General features: G+C 59.5%; 16 protein-coding genes. 10 read left to right on the forward strand and 6 right to left on the reverse strand.

Going from position 1 to position 16,746, the window contains the following annotated elements; translation table 11 throughout:
- The first annotated feature begins 164 nt into the window (after nucleotides 1-164).
- From ACIQTS_RS01675 to ACIQTS_RS01690, 4 genes are all read left to right on the forward strand, one after another.
- Entirely contained in the window at nucleotides 165-1,703 is a 1,539-nt protein-coding gene (locus tag ACIQTS_RS01675; protein ID WP_400288322.1) for a S1C family serine protease, read from the forward strand.
- Nucleotides 1,704-1,893: 190 nt separating this feature from the next.
- A complete protein-coding gene (locus tag ACIQTS_RS01680) occupies nucleotides 1,894-2,715 on the forward strand; it encodes an electron transfer flavoprotein subunit beta/FixA family protein (RefSeq protein WP_400288321.1) in 822 nt (273 codons plus the stop codon).
- 12 nt (nucleotides 2,716-2,727) lie between these two features.
- Entirely contained in the window at nucleotides 2,728-3,672 is a 945-nt protein-coding gene (locus tag ACIQTS_RS01685) for an electron transfer flavoprotein subunit alpha/FixB family protein (protein WP_402470762.1), read from the forward strand.
- Nucleotides 3,669-4,430 carry a PIG-L deacetylase family protein gene (locus ACIQTS_RS01690; protein WP_105661499.1) on the forward strand — a complete coding sequence of 254 codons (762 nt, stop codon included), beginning with the start codon at nucleotides 3,669-3,671 and terminating at the stop codon, nucleotides 4,428-4,430. The genes ACIQTS_RS01685 and ACIQTS_RS01690 overlap by 4 nt, the downstream gene beginning before the upstream one ends.
- Before the next feature lie 90 nt (nucleotides 4,431-4,520).
- Here the strand turns inward: ACIQTS_RS01690 and ACIQTS_RS01695 are convergent, their stop codons facing one another.
- The 3 genes from ACIQTS_RS01695 to ACIQTS_RS01705 all read right to left on the reverse strand — a co-directional run bounded on the left by ACIQTS_RS01695 (nucleotide 4,521) and on the right by ACIQTS_RS01705 (nucleotide 6,607).
- Entirely contained in the window at nucleotides 4,521-5,078 is a 558-nt protein-coding gene (locus ACIQTS_RS01695) for a hypothetical protein (protein WP_402470765.1), read from the reverse strand.
- A 123-nt stretch (nucleotides 5,079-5,201) separates the two neighbouring features.
- Nucleotides 5,202-5,663 (reverse strand): tRNA (cytidine(34)-2'-O)-methyltransferase, encoded by a 462-nt coding sequence (locus ACIQTS_RS01700; protein WP_105656838.1) that lies wholly within the window; start codon nucleotides 5,661-5,663, stop codon nucleotides 5,202-5,204.
- Between the two features lie 44 nt (nucleotides 5,664-5,707).
- Complete coding sequence (locus ACIQTS_RS01705) at nucleotides 5,708-6,607, reverse strand: J domain-containing protein (protein WP_105656837.1); 900 nt, start codon at nucleotides 6,605-6,607, stop codon at nucleotides 5,708-5,710.
- 117 nt (nucleotides 6,608-6,724) lie between these two features.
- Here ACIQTS_RS01705 and ACIQTS_RS01710 point away from each other — a divergent pair, with 117 nt between their 5' ends.
- Entirely contained in the window at nucleotides 6,725-7,624 is a 900-nt protein-coding gene (locus tag ACIQTS_RS01710; protein ID WP_400288315.1) for a diacylglycerol/lipid kinase family protein, read from the forward strand.
- On the opposite strand, the gene ACIQTS_RS01715 is transcribed toward ACIQTS_RS01710, so the two are convergent.
- A complete protein-coding gene (locus ACIQTS_RS01715; RefSeq protein ID WP_105661497.1) occupies nucleotides 7,593-8,351 on the reverse strand; it encodes a pyrimidine reductase family protein in 759 nt (252 codons plus the stop codon). The two genes, ACIQTS_RS01710 and ACIQTS_RS01715, sit on opposite strands and share 32 nt — an antisense overlap.
- A 12-nt stretch (nucleotides 8,352-8,363) precedes the next feature.
- Nucleotides 8,364-9,290: a dihydropteroate synthase gene (folP, locus tag ACIQTS_RS01720; RefSeq protein WP_402470770.1), complete on the reverse strand. Its 927-nt coding sequence runs from the start codon at nucleotides 9,288-9,290 to the stop codon at nucleotides 8,364-8,366.
- 112 nt (nucleotides 9,291-9,402) lie between these two features.
- Here folP and ACIQTS_RS01725 point away from each other — a divergent pair, with 112 nt between their 5' ends.
- The 3 genes from ACIQTS_RS01725 to mnmA are packed head-to-tail and all read left to right on the forward strand — an operon-like array spanning nucleotide 9,403 to nucleotide 12,610.
- A complete protein-coding gene (locus ACIQTS_RS01725; RefSeq protein WP_400288311.1) occupies nucleotides 9,403-10,212 on the forward strand; it encodes a hypothetical protein in 810 nt (269 codons plus the stop codon).
- 29 nt (nucleotides 10,213-10,241) lie between these two features.
- A complete protein-coding gene (locus ACIQTS_RS01730; protein ID WP_105656832.1) occupies nucleotides 10,242-11,477 on the forward strand; it encodes a cysteine desulfurase family protein in 1,236 nt (411 codons plus the stop codon).
- Nucleotides 11,474-12,610, forward strand: a complete 1,137-nt coding sequence (mnmA, locus tag ACIQTS_RS01735; RefSeq protein WP_332730890.1) for a tRNA 2-thiouridine(34) synthase MnmA — start codon at nucleotides 11,474-11,476, stop codon at nucleotides 12,608-12,610. Before ACIQTS_RS01730 ends, mnmA begins: the two co-directional genes overlap by 4 nt.
- 677 nt (nucleotides 12,611-13,287) lie before the next feature.
- Here the strand turns inward: mnmA and ACIQTS_RS01740 are convergent.
- Nucleotides 13,288-13,647 (reverse strand): hypothetical protein, encoded by a 360-nt coding sequence (locus ACIQTS_RS01740; protein WP_402470775.1) that lies wholly within the window; start codon nucleotides 13,645-13,647, stop codon nucleotides 13,288-13,290.
- 227 nt (nucleotides 13,648-13,874) lie between these two features.
- Between ACIQTS_RS01740 and ACIQTS_RS01745 the strand changes: the two genes are divergently transcribed.
- Together ACIQTS_RS01745 and ACIQTS_RS01750 are read left to right on the forward strand one after the other, a co-directional pair.
- Nucleotides 13,875-15,506, forward strand: a complete 1,632-nt coding sequence (locus ACIQTS_RS01745; RefSeq protein WP_402470777.1) for an ABC transporter substrate-binding protein — start codon at nucleotides 13,875-13,877, stop codon at nucleotides 15,504-15,506.
- A gap of 146 nt (nucleotides 15,507-15,652) precedes the next feature.
- Nucleotides 15,653-16,744: an ABC transporter permease gene (locus ACIQTS_RS01750; protein WP_105656828.1), complete on the forward strand. Its 1,092-nt coding sequence runs from the start codon at nucleotides 15,653-15,655 to the stop codon at nucleotides 16,742-16,744.
- Nucleotides 16,745-16,746: the final 2 nt, after the last annotated feature.

Below are 16,746 nucleotides of genomic sequence, written 5' to 3' on the forward strand. Positions count from 1 at the left end.
TCACACTTATGATTGATTCTATTTGCCCTAATGAACAACGTCTACGACATTCAGCTGGCAGAATAGTTAACTCACAGCCGGTGCTCAGACACCACAATTCGATGCCACAGACCAGAGTTGGATAATAGAACTCAAGAGATTCGACAGTTCGAAAGAGGCAAGCCATGAGCCAGACACCGAATGAGCCACGTGGGAACGATGCGGGCGATTCAGCAGAGCCAGATTCAGCAGAGCCAATTAACGACACCAATAACGACCCAATTGCTTCGGCCGAACCTACGGTGCGCTACCCGCGAGTGAATCAGGCTCCAAGCGCCAGCGAGAATCCAACCAGCGTTTACCCCGCGCCGTCCGTTGACAGAACGCAGAACGCGGCCCACTCCCACGGACAGAATTCCGACGCCCAGCAAGTCCAGAGCGGCTCTCCCTACGGTTCCCCTTACGGCCTTCCGTCCAACGAGCCTGCGAATTACCCGATCCCGCCCGAGAAGCCTTCCAAGGACAAGAAGTCCTTCTCTGGCAGCACGCTCATCGCCGGAATGGTTGCCGCGGCCTTGGTAGGTGGCGTCACTGCCGCTGGCACGACCTACCTGATGAATGACGACGCGGGGTCTTCCTCGGTGAGCAGTTCGCCGCGTGAGGGCGTGGTGATCAACAACCCGGACAAGGTCACCGAAGTCACCGCGGCTGCCGCCAAGGCAAGCCCCAGCGTGGTGACCATCGAGGTTTCCGGCAACGGTTCGGGCGGTTCCGGATCGGGCATCGTCATGGACGACAAGGGCAATATTCTGACCAACACCCACGTGGTTACCCTGGGTGGCGAAGTTGCCAATCCCAAAATTTCGGTCCAGATGAACGACGGTTCAGTGCATAGTGCCACCGTGGTAGGCACAGATCCTCTATCGGACCTGGCAGTCATCAATATCCAGGCCGACGGCCTGGTGCCTGCCACCGTGGGTTCCTCGGCCGAGCTGAATGTCGGGGATACCGCTGTCGCTATCGGCGCGCCGCTGGGTCTAAGCGGCACCGTCACCGACGGCATCATTTCCACCTTGAACCGCACCATCTCCATCGCTTCTTCGGCCGTTCCGAAGGAAAGTGACCAGAGCGAGGGCGGGGATGGCAACCAATTCAACTTCCAGTTCCCGGGACAGGAACAAGAGCAGCAGCGTTCAAGCGGTTCGATCTACGTAAACGTCATCCAGACTGACGCGGCGATCAACCACGGCAACTCCGGCGGCGCATTGGTCAACGCCAATGGTGAAATCATCGGTGTCAACGTTGCTATTGCCTCGGCAGGTAACAGTGAAGAAGGCGGATCGATTGGCGTGGGCTTCGCGATCCCTATCGACTACGCAAAGCGTGTTGCCCAGGAACTGATCGATAACGGCGTGGCTACCCACGGCCTGCTCGGAGCCACGGTGACCCCGCAGGGCGCAGCTGGATCCAACCAGCAGAACGCTTCGGCGTTCTCGGTGGGTGCCCGCGTTGTTGAAATTAGCCCTGACTCGGCAGCTGATAAGGCCGGCCTGAAGTCCGGTGACGTGATCACCGGCGTCAACGGCCGTGCAGTCCAGGACTCGCAGACCGTGACCGCGGCCATCCGCGAGATTCCCGCCGGGGGAGAAGTGGAAATCAGCTACCTTCGCAATGGCAAGGAACAGACCGCAACAGCAACTGTCGGAGCGCTGTCAAATAACTAAACAAATCGTCATGATGACGCTGTGAAACAAGTGTCGCGGGCTGGTGATCGACTAGCCCGCGTCACTTGTTGATCTGAGAGCGATAAACACCCAGTGAACTGCATTGTGTCGATACGATAGACACTGAAGGAATTAGCCTGCCCCGGTGCCCCGCACCGGTGCGGGCATCGAAGCTCGTAGGAAGGCGCGAATGAGCGAGGAAAGCACCACTCCACTGAAAATAGTGGTCCTGGTCAAACACGTCCCAGATGTTCAATTTGACCGTCATATCGATTCGGGAACGCTGCGCCTTGACCGTGCAGAATCAGTACTCTCCGAACTTGACGAATACGCCGTGGAAGCTGCTGTTTCCATCGTGGAAGCCAACGGCGGATTCACCGCCGGGCATGAAGTCATCGCCGCGACCATGGGCGGCAAGGGATCGGGCAACTCCGTCAAGAAGGCCCTGCAGATGGGTGCCAGCTCAGGGCTGCATCTGAACGATGACGCCTTGGCCGGTTCCGACACCGTCGCCACGTCGAAAGCGCTTGCGGCGCTGGTTGAGCATGCCGGCAACGTGGACCTGGTTATTACCGGGATGTCCTCGACCGACGCTGAAACCTCGGTCGTTCCAGCCCAGCTCGCAGAACGGCTGGGCTTTGCGCAGCTGACTCACGCGCTGGCCGTTGAGTTCGATGCCGCACAGCGTGAACTGGCCATTAAGCGTGATCACCTGGACCGCACTTTGACCCTGAAGGCGAACCTGCCGGCAGTGCTCTCGGTCACCGACCAGGCCAACGAGCCGCGCTACCCGAATTTCAAGGCCATCATGGCTGCCAAGAAGAAGACTGTCACCGAGCTGGACCTGGCCGCTATCGGCCTGGATGCAGCCGCGGTCGGCGTCCTCGGCTCGAACACCGAAGTTATCGCAGCTGAAGCCCGCCCTGCGCGCGAAGCCGGAACGGTCATCAACGACAGCGGCCAGGCAGGTATCGCCTTGGTTGATTTCTTGGCCGAACAGAAGCTGATCTAAGGAATATTGAACATGCCTTCAGCACTAGTATTTTTCACTGAGCTTTCCGCGGCTCCCTCCAAAGCCCAGCGCGAACTGCTGACCCTGGTCTCTGGTTTCGAGAACCCGGCCGTGGCCGTTGCCAACCAAGTCAGCGACGAAGCCCAGCAGGTTCTCGCTTCCTATGGCGTGGTGAAGCTATTCACCGCCTCCGGCGATGCCCCAGTTTTCGGCCAGCACGAAATTTCCGTGCTTGACGCAGCCGTGCAGGCTACTGCCGCCGAATTGGTCTTGCTTGCTAATGACAATTTCAGCCGTGAGCTCGGTGCCCGTTTGGCTGTGCGCCGCAACGGTGCGATTATCACCGACGTCATTGGCATCAGCGGGGATCTTGTAGCTACCAAGGATGAACTGGCAGGAAGCTACAGCGTTCAGGCCAGGGCAACCAACGGCACCCTGTTTGCCACCTTGAAGCCGAACAGCATCGAAGACGCGCCAGCGGCCTCCAGCACCGCCTTGGCAGTTGAGGAATTGGCTTTGGAGAACTCCAACGATGCCAAGGTCCGGATTGCTGCGACGGAGGCGAAAGTCGCAAGTGATCGACCTGCCCTGACCGAAGCGCGCGTCGTGGTTGCTGGTGGTCGTGGTGTCAACGGAGACTTCGGCCCGGTTGAAGACCTTGCCGATGCCCTGGGAGCTGCCGTGGGCGCTTCTCGTGCAGCTACCGATGCCGGCTGGATCTCGCACGATGCGCAGATCGGCCAGACCGGTGCCACCGTCGCACCGCAGCTGTACATCTCTGCCGGCATCTCGGGAGCGATACAGCAGAAGGCCGGAATGCAGACCAGCAAGTTCATCATCGCGATCAACAAGGATGTCGACGCCCCGGTGTTCGAGATCGCAGACCTGGGTATCGTTGGTGACCTGGCCAAGGTCCTGCCGCAGGCCGCCGAAGAGATTCGACGTCGCAAGGCATGATCGATACAGCGCAATTCATTGGTGCAGGCGCCCAACGGGTCCTGGCCTTCGGCGCCCATCCCGATGATCTGGACTTTGGGGCAGCCGGGACGGTAGCGGCCCTGACCGCGGCGGGGGCAGAGGTTCAGTATTGCATCATGACTGACGGCGACGCCGGCGGTTTTGATGACCGGGATCCTGAGGAAACGGCTAAGCTGCGCCACGAAGAGCAGAAACAGGCCGCCGCCAAGGTGGGTGTGAAAACGGTCCACTTCCTTGGCGAACGCGATGGCTTCCTGGAAGCCAACCACGATGTCATGCGCAAGGTGGTCCGGCTGATGCGCCAGGTGAAGCCAACCATCGTGATTGCAATGCACCCGGAGCGCAAGTGGGATCGGATACAGGCCTCGCACCCAGACCATCTGGCCTGCGGTGAAGCGGTCACCCGTGCGATCTACCCGGCGGTGGAGAATCCGTTCTCCTACCCGGAGCTGCTGCATGGCGAAGGACTGGAAGCCTACAAGGTGCCTTGGCTCTGGTTGTGCGGGGCTCCGCAGGAACGCGAGAACGCCTATGTGGACATCACCGAATTCTTCGAGAAGAAGATGGACGCCTTGCGTTCGCACTTCACCCAGCACCCGGATGTTGCCGCCATGGAAAACTACGTTTTGCAGCAGTGCGAGGAAAACGCCGAGCGTGGCCAGCTGGGAAAGGGCAAGCTTGCCGAAGCATTCCACGCAGTTGCCGTGAACGCCCGCGACACGATAGCCGGGTTCTGAGTATCCAGGCAAAGCAGACCGGAAAAGTTCGGGGCGAAGATCAAGAATTGATCTTCGCCCCGAACTTTTTGGCTGGCCAGAGGTGAGCTGCTAGCTCTCGTCTTCCGGTGCCTTGTCTTGAGCCAGTGGCAGGTCGACCGATGCTTCAGCATCTTCAGATGGAGCGTCAGGGATCTTGGATCCCTCAATGGTGATGTGGAGGGCAATCACGTCTTCAGCTGGAGACAGCCCAGCCGCGGCATCTTCACCGGTGCTGGAAACGATCACGGAGACGCTGCCGGACTCATGCACGGCCCATGCAACGTACTGTTCCGAACCGTCCAGGGCAGGCAGCTCGGAGAGCTCGACACCCACAGCGCTTTCGGACTTCGACGAGCTGAGCACCGCTTGGCCGCCGCTCTTCAATTCGACGGTCTCGGTGACTGCATCATCGGCCTTGGATGCTTTGGACGCCTTGGTGCCTCCATTGAGCAGGGAGAAAATGACCACCGCTAGGACAACGATGATGGCAAGTCCCGTGACAGCGAAGATCCAGCGCTTAGGCTTTTTCTTGGCTGCACGTGAACTGCTGGCCACTTGGCTCACCAGATCTAGACCCAGGTTCTCGTCCTGGGGCTCGTCGCGGTGCTGAGAATGGCTACCGTTCATTGTCTTGGATTCTCCCGAAATGTAGTCGGCACAGTTCAATACCCGAAAACTGCGGGTACAGACTCGAGCCTACTTTATAAAGATTAGGTAAAGCTGTATGCGTGGCGCGGGCTGGCTGGTACTTTATGCGCCAGCGAAGCCGTGCTGGCGCCAAGCTTCGAATGCTACCACCGAAGCGGTATTGGCCAGATTCATCGATCGGCGGCCTGGAAGCATCGGCAAGCGGACCAGGTCGTTGATGCGCGGATGCTTCTTGTCTTCTGCGCTCAAGCCAACCGATTCACGGCCGAAGAGCAGGATGTCGCTGGCCTCGTAGCTGATATCCGAATAGACAGTAGTTCCTTCGGATGTGAAGGCAAAGACCCGGCCTTCTCCCAGTGCTTCAAAGGCTGCGTCAAGATTTTCATGCACCGTGACGTAAGCCAGATCGTGGTAGTCCAATCCTGCGCGACGCAGGTTGGCATCCTCGAAGTTGAAGCCTAATGGCTTGACCAAATGCAGTTCTGCGCCGGTGATGGCGGCTAGTCGGATAGCGTTGCCGGAATTACCCGGGATCTCTGGGGCATTGAAAACGATACGAAACACTCAACCAGTTTAAGCTCTCACCAACAAGAAATAGGCCATTGACCTTAGTACATCGCTTCACGTAACTGCGCCAGGGCTAGGCGATCGACGACATTCGGCGATGGGCCAGAGCCCAAGAAGAGTTTCAACTCGCGAATCAATCCCGCTGCATTGAGCACATTCGGAGTCGATGCAAGTGTTGGATCGGCATTGCGCCGGTACTCAATGACCGGTTCGTGGTGATTGCCGTTGGCAGAAAGCACCAAGGTGAACGCAACTACGTTCATCTGCATGAATTGCCGTTGCAAACCGGAGATGGAGAACTGCGGAGGCTGCGTCAGTTTATTGCCGTGGCGCAAGACATTGCCATCGAATGAATAGTAGCCATCGGGCAGAGTCATCGTATTGATCACCGCCATGCGGTAACCGGCAATCAGCACATGATCGTAGTGCCCCGACGCGGGCGAACGCAGGCCGTTGACCAAACGGGCAGCTGGCAAGATATTCAGGACGTTCTTGGAAAGCAGGTTGATGGTCTGCGCCTCGCGGATCAGCCGTGCACGGTTGGAGAACAGACCGCGTTTTCGGGGTTCTCCATGAACGCGCTGCTCACAGACTTTTCTGTCCAGCAATGTAGGAGACGTATCCGAGAACGGTGGAACATATTCGGTGGGCAACTGCGCCTTGGGCTGCTGAGGGCTCTTGCGCAGGCGCTCGTCAAAAGGACGGGCGCTGAACCCGGCGCGTGGAGCGTTGCCCGGAGACTGGAAGGTCTGCTCATAACCCAGCGGAGACGCCATCTCGCTGAGCTGCTGGAAAGCGCGCTGTACTTCTTTGAACTTTTCTTCGCTGCCACCGAGATCGGGATGGGTCGCGCGAGCGGCCCTTCGGTAAGCGACCTTGATATCTTCCATGCTCGCAGTAGGCGCGACACCAAGAATTTCGTATGGGCTTGGTGTACTCATTGAACGGAGGAATCCTCTCGGTGAAAAAGACCGGATGGCCAGTGTTCCCCAGTTTAGCGAATCCAACCCAGCAAATTCTTTGTAGAAGCGTCAAGTTGCTGGGTAATCTCTATGGTCATGAGCTCGTTTGGTCGCACCGCAGAAATCCGCGTCATCTTCCACCCCGCCTCAGGCCGAGGCCGGGGGATGCGCCTTGCCCAGCAGCTTGCCTACGCGCTTGGCAAGCTCGGGCTGGAACATGGGCTAGTTGATACTTCAAGGACGAGCGTGGAACTGGTGGGGGACCAGCTCAGAGCTTCGCGGGCGATCGTCATCATTGGCGGTGATGGGCTGATCCACCACTGCATCCAGCACGTTGCGGGAACTTCGATTCCCATCGGTGTCATCCCCGCAGGCAGCGGCAATGACTTCTGGCGCATGACAGGGGACGCGAATGCAGAAGAATCCTTGGCCAAGGTGATTGCGTTTTGCAAGCAGCCGGGAGCAACTATGCCCATTGACGTGCTGGAGCTGCGGTTTGACCAGGCCGGCAGAACACCGCGCTATGCACTGGGTGCCGTGTCCTGGGGATTTGAAGCCACCGTCAACGCGAAAGCCAACGCGTTGCCGCGGCAGCTGGGAGCACTGCGGTATATCGCCGGTTTGATCCTGTGCCTTCCCCAGCTGCGCGGATGCCCCAGTGAGGTGAGGGCCGACGGGCTGCGATTCAGCGGAAGCGTCCTGGCCGCCAGCGTCGCGAATATCAAGTCCCTTGGTGGCGGCATCAAGCTCTTTCCGCATGCTGATTTCACCGACGGTACCGCGGAATTGGCTATCGTACGCGGACCAAATATTCTGCGTGTCCTTCCGTATCTGGCAAGGATCCTCACCGGAGCGCCGCATCCATGGAAGGTCAGCGCAAACCTCACGCGGGCCCGCATCGAGACATCCCGGGACAGCTATGCTGACGGGGAATGCATGGGGGCCGGGTCCTTTGAGCTAGCTGTTATTCCCGCGGGGATCCAGCTGATTTCCTAAGTCGATAGTCGCAGAAGAGCATGCTGTCCTCTTCAAACAAGGAATGCAGCTCGAAGGCGTGGAACCCCTGCCGATCGTGAACCGCTATTCTCATGCCATCACCTGCCACAAGGACAGGGGAGTAGCTGATGCAAACCGAATCCACCGCGCCAGCCGAGGCGAACTGCCCAAAAACGTGAGGACCGCCTTCAGCGTGGATGAAGCCGTATCCCTTGGAATGCAGATATGCGATGATTTCGGTCGGATCACACCCGCCCTCGGTTTCGGAAACCTGCACGAGAGTGGCATTGGGTCCAAAGGACCGACGCTGTTCGTCGGTGACCTGAACGCTGGTGAAAAGCAGAACCGGAACCGGGGATTGGGCAAACACCGGGGCCGTTGGCTCCAGATGCAATCCTCGTGAAATGAGCGCCAGCACGGGCTGTGGCGGCAGGCCATGTTCGATACGCCACGCCATGTCCTCCGCGGACAGGAGCTGGCCTTCGTAGCCCTCGGCACGAACCGTTCCAGCACCCACCATGATCACGTCGGCAAGCCGGCGCAAGAGTGCGAAAACCCTCTGATCGCCTGGAGAGCCCAATGCTTTGGAGAGCCCATCAACCTGGGCACTTCCGTCAATGCTGCTGACGAAGTTGAAACGCACGAATGGGCGATGCTCGCTGGAATAGCGCTCAAGCAGGAACTGGTCATCAACCTGATCTGCTGGTTGGGGAAGCAGGGCACGCATCTGGGAAACTCCTTACTTGCTGACTTCGGGTTCTGGGTGAGCAGGAGGATTGATATCCCCCATGTTGTGTATCTGGTAGGCAGGCTCCCGCCACCCTTGTGCTGCTTCGAGCAGGCGTACTGTCTGCACCGATTCAGGAATATTGTGCATCCGCAATATGCGGGCACCGTTCATGGCACAGATCGTTGCTGCCACCATAGAACCAACCATGCGCTCAGTCTTCGGCAAGTTCAAGGTTTCACCGATGAAGTCCTTGTTCGAGACCGCTGCCAAGGCCGGATAGCCCAAATCAGCAAAGGCCTGGAACCCAGCGGTCAAATCCAGAGTGTGGCGGGTGTTCTTGTTCAGATCGTGCCCCGGATCAACAATGATCTTTGCCGGAGAAACACCAGCGTCCAACGCAATCTGGATTTTCTCCAGCAGATATTCGCGGATCTCGGCCACCACATCGTCGTAGCTAGGGCGAGGGTAAACGGTGCGGGGCTTGGCTAGCGAATGGGTGATCACCACATGCACGTTGTTCTTGGCTACCACCCGGGCCAAACCGGGATAGGAAAAGCCTGTGGTGTCATTGATGACATCAGCGCCGGCATCAATGGCAGCCTGCGCCACCTGTGGATGGAAAGTGTCTGCAGAAATAATCACCGAACTGCGGCTACGCACTTGACGGATAACCGGCACAATTCGCTCTGCTTCCTCCTGCCACGGGAGCTCCGGGCCCGGAGAGAAGGGGACTCCGCCGATATCCACCCAATCAGCACCTGCCTCGACCGCACGCATGGCAGCGGCCACAGCATCATCCAAGCCAAAGGTCGACCCGGCATCGTAGAAAGAATCCGGGGTGCGGTTGATCACGGCCATCACCGCGATCCGCTGTGAGAAATCCAGGGAGCGCTGGGAGAAATCATGGACTGGAACCAAGAAATCAGGCTTGAACATGCAGGAAGGCTCCCTTAGCTGGAATCGACACGTCATCAGTTGTTCCTCTATTCATACCACCGACCACGGTTCGGAGGAGGAATCCGCCCGTTGCTCTCGCTAGGCTTGGACCATGCAGTTTTCACACCTCTCCGCAGCCCACGGGCAATGGATCGCCGCAGCTTGTGCATCAGCCGACCCCAGCACGGTAGTAGCCCAGATCCCGCATGGCTACGAACGCTACGTCCGCATCCTTCACCCAGCACTGGATGAAGATGACCAGTTGGTGCGCTGGGAGACGGTGGCACAGAGCCGCAAGCACATCATCACCGCCGCGGATCTTTTTGAAACCGTGGCCGGACTGGACGCGCAAGGCAATCCTGCGACCGAAGACGCCTGGGTAGATACCGACCTGCCGCTGGACCAGCTCCCGGAATCGCAATGGCAAGCACTAGCCGCCGAAATGGTCCGGGTTTCTGCCAAAGACCAGAAGTTCGTGGTGGGCTTGTGGGCCGGTTATGCATTTATCGAGGGCGGAGAACGCATACAGATTGAGCGCGAGCCGGATCCTGCATTGAGCGATGACGAGAACCAGCGGGTGTACGAGTTGGCGCTCGCCGAGGCGCAGAAACCTGCCTTTGGCCCCGAGATCATCCAGGCAGAACCGTTCGACCTGGGTGGCGGATACCGGAACTACCACCTGTTCGAAGCGGACGCGGAGTTCCTGGCGCAGCCCGAATGGGCGAGAACTGCCGACGGCGCCCAACGCCAGCGCCCGGCGCTGGCGTTTGCGGCGGACCATTCCTGGATGCTGTCGACTGAACCGTTTGATGATTGCACCATCCTGGGTGGTCCTGCTTCATTGATTGAGGCGGTCTTGAACAATCCGGCGCTGGAGGCCATTGAGGTTGGCCAATTCACACGGATCGGCCATTCAAACTAGGGCGCCCCACCCCGTACCATTGAAGTGTTATGAAAACTTCCGCCGTATACCTGGATCACGCGGCAACCACCGATCTGAATCCAGCAGCTCTGGCTGCCATCACCGAACAGTATTCCCGCACCGGAAACCCGTCTTCTTTGCATGGGGCCGGACGTCGCGCCAACCGTGCGGTGGATGATGCCCGCCAAGCTATCGCCATGGCCGCCGGGGCGCACTCCAGCGAATTGATCTTCACATCTGGTGGGACTGAATCGGATAACTTGGCGCTGAAGGGACTGTTCTGGAACCGCGTGGCGGCCAATGAACAGGCGCGGGCCATCGTGCTCACCGGCATTGAGCACCACGCGGTCCTGGATACGGCTACCTGGCTGCAGGACCATGAGAATGCCACCTTGCTGTGGCTCGCCGTGGATGAAGACGGTGTCGTTGATCTGCAGGCGGCCGAAAAGCTATTTGAAGAGCAGCACGAGCAGATCGCTTTGGCCACCTTGATGTGGGCCAACAATGAAGTCGGCACCGTTCAGCCGATCCGTGAATTTGCTGCCCTAGCTGGCAAGTACGGGGTCCCGGTGCATTCGGATGCGGTGCAGGCCTTTGGTGCGCTCGCGGTCGACTTCGGCTCCTCGAATCTGGCCACCATGGCGATTAGCGCGCATAAGATCGGTGGCCCGGTAGGCATCGGCGGGCTACTGGTTCGCCGCGATATTGTGCTCACCCCGGTCCAGCACGGCGGTGGACACGAACGCAAGCTGCGATCGGGAACTTTGAATGCTGCCCACGCGGCCGGCTTTGCCGCCGCGGCTACCGCGGTGCGTTCTGGATTGCGGCAGGAAGCTGCGCGGCTGAGCGAACTGCGTGAATATGCGATTGAGAAGATCACCGGCTTGATTCCGGAAGCGGTGCTGAACGGACCACGGGATCAGGGCAATGAGGGCCAGCGCCTCCCGGGCAATCTGCACTTCACCTTCCCGGAATGCGAGGGGGACTCCTTGCTATTCGGCTTGGACATGGTTGGCATCGCATCATCCACCGGTTCGGCGTGCACCGCTGGTGTTCCGCAGCCTTCGCATGTTTTGCTGGCTATGGGACGCGATGCGCGCACCTCGCGCAGTGTGCAACGCTTCACATTGGGGCATACATCCACACGCGCCGACGTTGACGCATTATTAGAGGCTTTGCCCCAAGCGTATGCTCAGGCAAAGAAGGCTGGCATGGCAGCCGATGAAAGCAGCATCCACACGGCAGGAACAGGTTTTACACGATGAAAGTACTAGCAGCGATGTCCGGAGGCGTGGACTCGGCGGTAGCCGCGGCCCGCGCAGTTGAAGCCGGCCATGATGTGGTCGGCGTGCACCTGGCCCTGTCTCGCATGCCGGGGACCCTTCGCACCGGTTCGCGCGGTTGCTGCACCTTGGAAGACTCCAATGATGCATGGCGTGCCTGCGACAAGCTGGGCATCCCATACTACGTCTGGGACTTCTCGGACCGCTTCGCAGAAGACGTGGTGCAGGACTTCGTGGATGAATACGAAGCTGGCCGCACCCCGAATCCCTGCATGCGATGCAATGAGAAGATCAAGTTCGCTGCCTTGCTGGAAAAGGCATTGGCCCTGGGCTTCGACGCGGTATGCACCGGGCACTACGCCAAGGTGCTGCGCGATTCCGAGGGCAACCCGGAGCTGCACCGAGCCGCAGACTGGGCCAAGGACCAGTCCTACGTTTTGGGCGTGCTGACCCACGAACAGCTGGAACACTGCATGTTCCCGCTAGCCGAGACTCCCTCCAAGGCGGAAGTTCGCGCCGAAGCCGCAGCGCGCGGACTGACCGTGGCGAACAAGCCAGATAGCTATGACATCTGCTTCATTCCCGATGGCGATACCCGCGGTTGGCTGGCTGAACGCATCGAGATGAAACCAGGCGAGATCGTTGACCACGAGGGCAACCAGCTCGGTGAGCACGAAGGCGCCCAAGCCTTCACGGTTGGCCAGCGCAAGGGTCTTCGACTGGGTCGCCCGGCCGCCGACGGCAAGCCGCGCTTCGTCTTGGAAATCCGTCCGAAGGACAACAAGGTCATCGTCGGTCCAGAGGCCCTGCTGGCTGTGGACCAGCTGCGCGGCATCCGCATTTCCTGGGCTGGCCTGCCGATCGCTGAAGTTTTCAGCGGAGACAAGTTCGACTGCATGGTGCAGGTGCGCGCGCACGGCGATCCGGTCCCCGCGGTAGCTCACATGGAGCGCTCGGAAGAAGGCCGCGACGAGTTGGTTGTCAACCTTCCCGAAGGCATGCGTGGAGTCGCGCCGGGGCAGACCATGGTCGTCTACCAGGACAGCCGCGTGCTGGGCCAAGCGACCATCGATTCTGCTCGTTCCAGCGAATGGGACTCCAGCATGGTCAATTAATTAGCCATCCAAAAACCCTTGGTCCAGTTCAAGATAATGAACTGGACCAAGGGTTTCTTCGCGTCGTGATCCAAGTTAGACGAACGGCTGGTTGCAACGGACCTCGGCCGCCATCCGTTTCGGCCATGGGCGTCCGGCACGTATTCGCCCGGCATTGCCGGCGATTACCGGTGGTGTGTGGGATTCGGCCTGTCTTCAAGGGCCGCTTGGGGCTTGCTGGCTCACTGCATTGGTTCGACCCTCTTGGTCTCGCTATTGAAGTGGGCTGCCGACCCTGTTGCGCCACCGGATGTCCTGGCTTCCAATGCGCTCGCTGCGGTCTTCTCGAGAATGCTCACCAGCGATAGCTGGGCGGATAGGGGTGCATCGGCCAGAACAACGGATCATTCCAGTCGGCAGAACCAATTCGTACCAATCCGGAAGGCCTCAACGAGCTAGATGCCCGAGGGGCTCGGGTGGCAGTACTCAAGGCCTTCGCAAGCTCCGGCCGACGGCCGGTGCGTGGACCCTGCACTGGACGATGCTGGACTCTGTCTGGTTGCGCGCTGCTTGCATTCCCGCGGTGGAAATGACGCACAGGGGGATGAACCGAGTGAAGAGCACGAGCTTGCGCGACAGCGAAGGGTGCCGGACCAATATCGGTCCGGCACCCTTCGCCATTGTGTTGTCGTCAGCTTCTAGCCTTCGTCGACGATGCCGAACATATGAGCTGAAATATCTTGGTACTCCGCGCGGGTCTTGCCCTTTTCCAGCTTCGGAAGCTGTGCAGGGGAGTGGGTGTGGCAGTGCACGAAATCGAAGGCAGGCCACCACTTCTTGGGACGTTCGTACTCGCTGAAGCCGCAGACTTCGCAGACCAGATGAATCCACACAGGGCGTTTGCCGGTACGGTTGGCGCGCGACTGCTCCAACCAAGCTGGTGGATTGGTGTTCAGCTCACGGAATTCAGCCTCGCTCATTTTGGAAGGAATGCCGTGGCGCTTGGCCATTTCTACTGGGATATCCAACGCGATTGCCGCGTCTCTACGAGTCATCATTGACATCTAGCTTATGCCATCTAGCCAAAAGGCCGGAAGGAATCCCCGCGCATCTCACCGTTGAGCAAGGAGCGGTATGGGCTGAGGCACAAAAAGCGGGCGTCGAGACCGCGCTTTTGCCTGTTTCCGCCGCCCCCATTCGTATTTTGTGCCTTGCATCACTTAGGATATGTGAAGCATGTGCTAATCATCACAGCCCATGCATGTACCTAGACGAAGGATGACTCATGGCTCGCAAGAAGAACGGGCTGCGACTCGCAGCAGCCGTTGTGGGTATCTCTGCCCTGGCACTGACCGGCTGCACCCAAGCCGCAGACAGCGGCAATGAAGAGGGCGGCAATGGCGAAGCCAGCGCCCCAATCACCCTGGGCACCACCGACAAAGTGACCTCCCTGGACCCTGCCGGATCTTACGACAACGGTTCGTTCATGGTCATGAACCAGATTTACCCGTTCCTGCTCAATTCCGAGCCGGGCAGCCCGGACCCATCGATGAGCCTTGCCGAGTCCGCGGAGTTCACTACCCCGACTGAATACACGGTCAAGCTGAAGCCGGGCTTGAAGTGGGCCAACGGCCACGATCTTGACTCCAAGGACGTCAAGTTCACCTTCGACCGCCAGCTGAAGATCGCGGACCCTAACGGCCCATCCTCGTTGCTGGGCAACGTTGAATCCATCGAGGCTCCTGACGCCACCACGGTGGTCTTCAAGCTGAAGGTCGGCAATGACCAGACCTTCCCGCAGGTGCTGACCTCCCCGGTCGGCCCGATCGTCGATGATGAAGTGTTCTCCGCAGACGCAGTCATGGACGACCAGAAGATCGTTGAGGCCAAGGCCTTCGGCGGCCAGTACGTCATTGATTCGTACAACAAGAACAACCTGATCTCCTTCAGTGCCAACGAGTCCTACCAGGGCGTTCTGGGCCCTGCAGCCAACGACAAGGCAGCGATCAAGTACTACGCGGACGCCAATAACCTGAAGCTCGAAGTCCAAGAAGGCAAGATCGACGTCGCATGGCGTTCGCTGACCCCAACCGACATCGAAGACCTGGGCAAGGATGAGAATCTGGCGGTCCACAAGGGACCGGGTGGCGAGCTGCGCTACATCGTCTTCAACTTCGATTCCATGCCATACGGTGCCAAGACCGATGATGCTGATGAAGCGAAGTCACTGGCCGTACGCCAGGCCGCGGCGCACCTTGTGGACCGCGAGGCCATCGCGAAGAACATCTACAAGGACACCTACACCCCGGCTTACTCGTACGTGCCGCAAGGCTTCACCGGCGCCACCGAGCCGCTGAAGGACATGTACGGCACCGACGGCAAGCCGGATGCTGCCAAGGCCAAGAAGGTTCTGGAAGATGCCGGAGTGAAGACCCCGGTCAAGCTCGCGCTGCAGTACAACCCGGATCACTACGGCCCGAACTCCGGTGACGAATACGCACTGGTTGAAAAGCAGCTTGAAGCTGATGGCCTGTTCGAAGTGGATTTGAAGTCCACCGAATGGGTGACCTACCAGAAGCAGCGCGTCACGGATTACCCGGCCTACCAGCTGGGCTGGTTCCCGGACTACTCGGATGCCGACAACTACCTCTCGCCGTTCTTTGCCAAGGAGAACTTCCTTTCGAACAACTACGACAACCCCGAGGTTGACAAGTTGATCTCCGATCAGCGAGGAATGGTCGACGCGGCGGAGCGCACCAAGGCCATCGAAGAACTGCAGACGATGGTGGCTGAGGACTTGTCCACGCTTCCACTGCTGCAGGGTGCCCAGGTGGCCATTGCAGGCAAGGACGTCAAGGACGTTGACAAGACCTTGGACGCATCGTTCAAGTTCCGTCTCGGTGTGCTGAGCAAGTAATTCGGCTCTCGCCTCGCAGACACCAAACCTGAGGGGATCTGCCACGCGCCAACCCTTGGCGCGCGCGGTGGATCCCCTTGGCATGCGCCGTCATTGACCGCTCAAGGCGGCGCATTGCCACGCATCCTGAACCATAAGGACAGACGATGACTATCACGTCGCCACCGGGCCAAGAAGCAAGCCCGCTAGCAACACCCAAACCAGCAAAGCAAAAAGGCGGAGGATTCCTCCGCTACTTGATTACCCGATTCTTGCTGATCATTCCCACTGTCTTCATCCTCATCACAGTGGTCTTCTTCCTCATGCGCGTGACCGGCGACCCGATCACCGCAGCCCTGGGCGGACGGCTCACCCCGGACCAGCTGGCCCAGCGCATCCATGAAGCCGGATACGACCGGCCGATCCTGATCCAGTACTTCGAGTACCTGGGCCAGATCTTCACCGGCGATCTGGGCCGCACCATGAGCGATAACCGGGCGGTCACCGAGGTGCTGGCCACCTACGGCGCGGCAACTTTGGAACTGGCCATCAACGCGGTCCTTGTCGCACTGCTGGTCGGCATCCCGCTGGGCCTGGTTGCCGCGAAGTTCCGCGACCGCTACCCGGATGCCGTCCTGCGCATCCTTGCAATCCTCTCCTACGCCACCCCGGTGTTCTTCGCCGGCTTGCTGCTCAAGCTGGTCTTCGGCGTATGGCTAGGCTGGCTGCCGATCAGCGGCCGTGCCGACTGGCAGACCGAGCTTGAACTGACCGGCCTGCAGAGCCCATCGGGCATTTACTGGCTCGATGCGCTGCGCAGCGGCAATAGCGCTGCCTTCTGGAATGTCACCGAGCATGCGATCCTGCCAGCCCTGGCACTGGGCCTGCTCACCGGCGGCGTGTTCCTGCGCCTGGTGCGCACCAACGCAATTGGCACGCTGGGCCGCGAATACGTGGAAGCCGGCCGTTCGCGCGGCGTCAGCGAATTCCGCCTCACCACCAAGCACGCCTACCGTCCGGCGCTGATTCCGATTATCACTGTCATGGGCCTGCAGATTGCCATGCTGCTCGGTGGAGCAGTGCTGACCGAGACCACCTTCGAATGGTCGGGATTGGGCTTCAAGCTCGCCGAATACCTCACCGCCCGCGACTTCGTGGCTGTGCAGGGCATCGTGGTGCTGCTGGCCATTATCGTCGCCGTCACCAACTTCATCGTTGACGTGCTGGCCGCCTTGATCGACCCGAGAGTCAGGTACTAATC

The sequence above is a fragment of the Glutamicibacter sp. NPDC090743 genome (genome assembly GCF_044769125.1).
GTDB lineage: Bacteria > Actinomycetota > Actinomycetes > Actinomycetales > Micrococcaceae > Glutamicibacter.

Bases quoted from the DNA above. Each gene is read 5' to 3' on its own strand.
- ACIQTS_RS01730 (WP_105656832.1), top strand. From the start codon at position 10,242: ATGAAAACTTCCGCCGTATACCTGGATCACGCGGCAACCACCGATCTG.
- ACIQTS_RS01705 (WP_105656837.1), bottom strand. From the start codon at position 6,607: ATGAGTACACCAAGCCCATACGAAATTCTTGGTGTCGCGCCTACTGCG.
- mnmA (WP_332730890.1), top strand. From the start codon at position 11,474: ATGAAAGTACTAGCAGCGATGTCCGGAGGCGTGGACTCGGCGGTAGCC.
- ACIQTS_RS01695 (WP_402470765.1), bottom strand. From the start codon at position 5,078: ATGAACGGTAGCCATTCTCAGCACCGCGACGAGCCCCAGGACGAGAAC.
- ACIQTS_RS01715 (WP_105661497.1), bottom strand. From the start codon at position 8,351: ATGCGTGCCCTGCTTCCCCAACCAGCAGATCAGGTTGATGACCAGTTC.
- ACIQTS_RS01710 (WP_400288315.1), top strand. From the start codon at position 6,725: ATGAGCTCGTTTGGTCGCACCGCAGAAATCCGCGTCATCTTCCACCCC.
- ACIQTS_RS01750 (WP_105656828.1), top strand. From the start codon at position 15,653: ATGACTATCACGTCGCCACCGGGCCAAGAAGCAAGCCCGCTAGCAACA.
- ACIQTS_RS01745 (WP_402470777.1), top strand. From the start codon at position 13,875: ATGGCTCGCAAGAAGAACGGGCTGCGACTCGCAGCAGCCGTTGTGGGT.
- ACIQTS_RS01740 (WP_402470775.1), bottom strand. From the start codon at position 13,647: ATGATGACTCGTAGAGACGCGGCAATCGCGTTGGATATCCCAGTAGAA.
- folP (WP_402470770.1), bottom strand. From the start codon at position 9,290: ATGTTCAAGCCTGATTTCTTGGTTCCAGTCCATGATTTCTCCCAGCGC.
- ACIQTS_RS01680 (WP_400288321.1), top strand. From the start codon at position 1,894: ATGAGCGAGGAAAGCACCACTCCACTGAAAATAGTGGTCCTGGTCAAA.
- ACIQTS_RS01685 (WP_402470762.1), top strand. From the start codon at position 2,728: ATGCCTTCAGCACTAGTATTTTTCACTGAGCTTTCCGCGGCTCCCTCC.
- ACIQTS_RS01690 (WP_105661499.1), top strand. From the start codon at position 3,669: ATGATCGATACAGCGCAATTCATTGGTGCAGGCGCCCAACGGGTCCTG.
- ACIQTS_RS01675 (WP_400288322.1), top strand. From the start codon at position 165: ATGAGCCAGACACCGAATGAGCCACGTGGGAACGATGCGGGCGATTCA.
- ACIQTS_RS01725 (WP_400288311.1), top strand. From the start codon at position 9,403: ATGCAGTTTTCACACCTCTCCGCAGCCCACGGGCAATGGATCGCCGCA.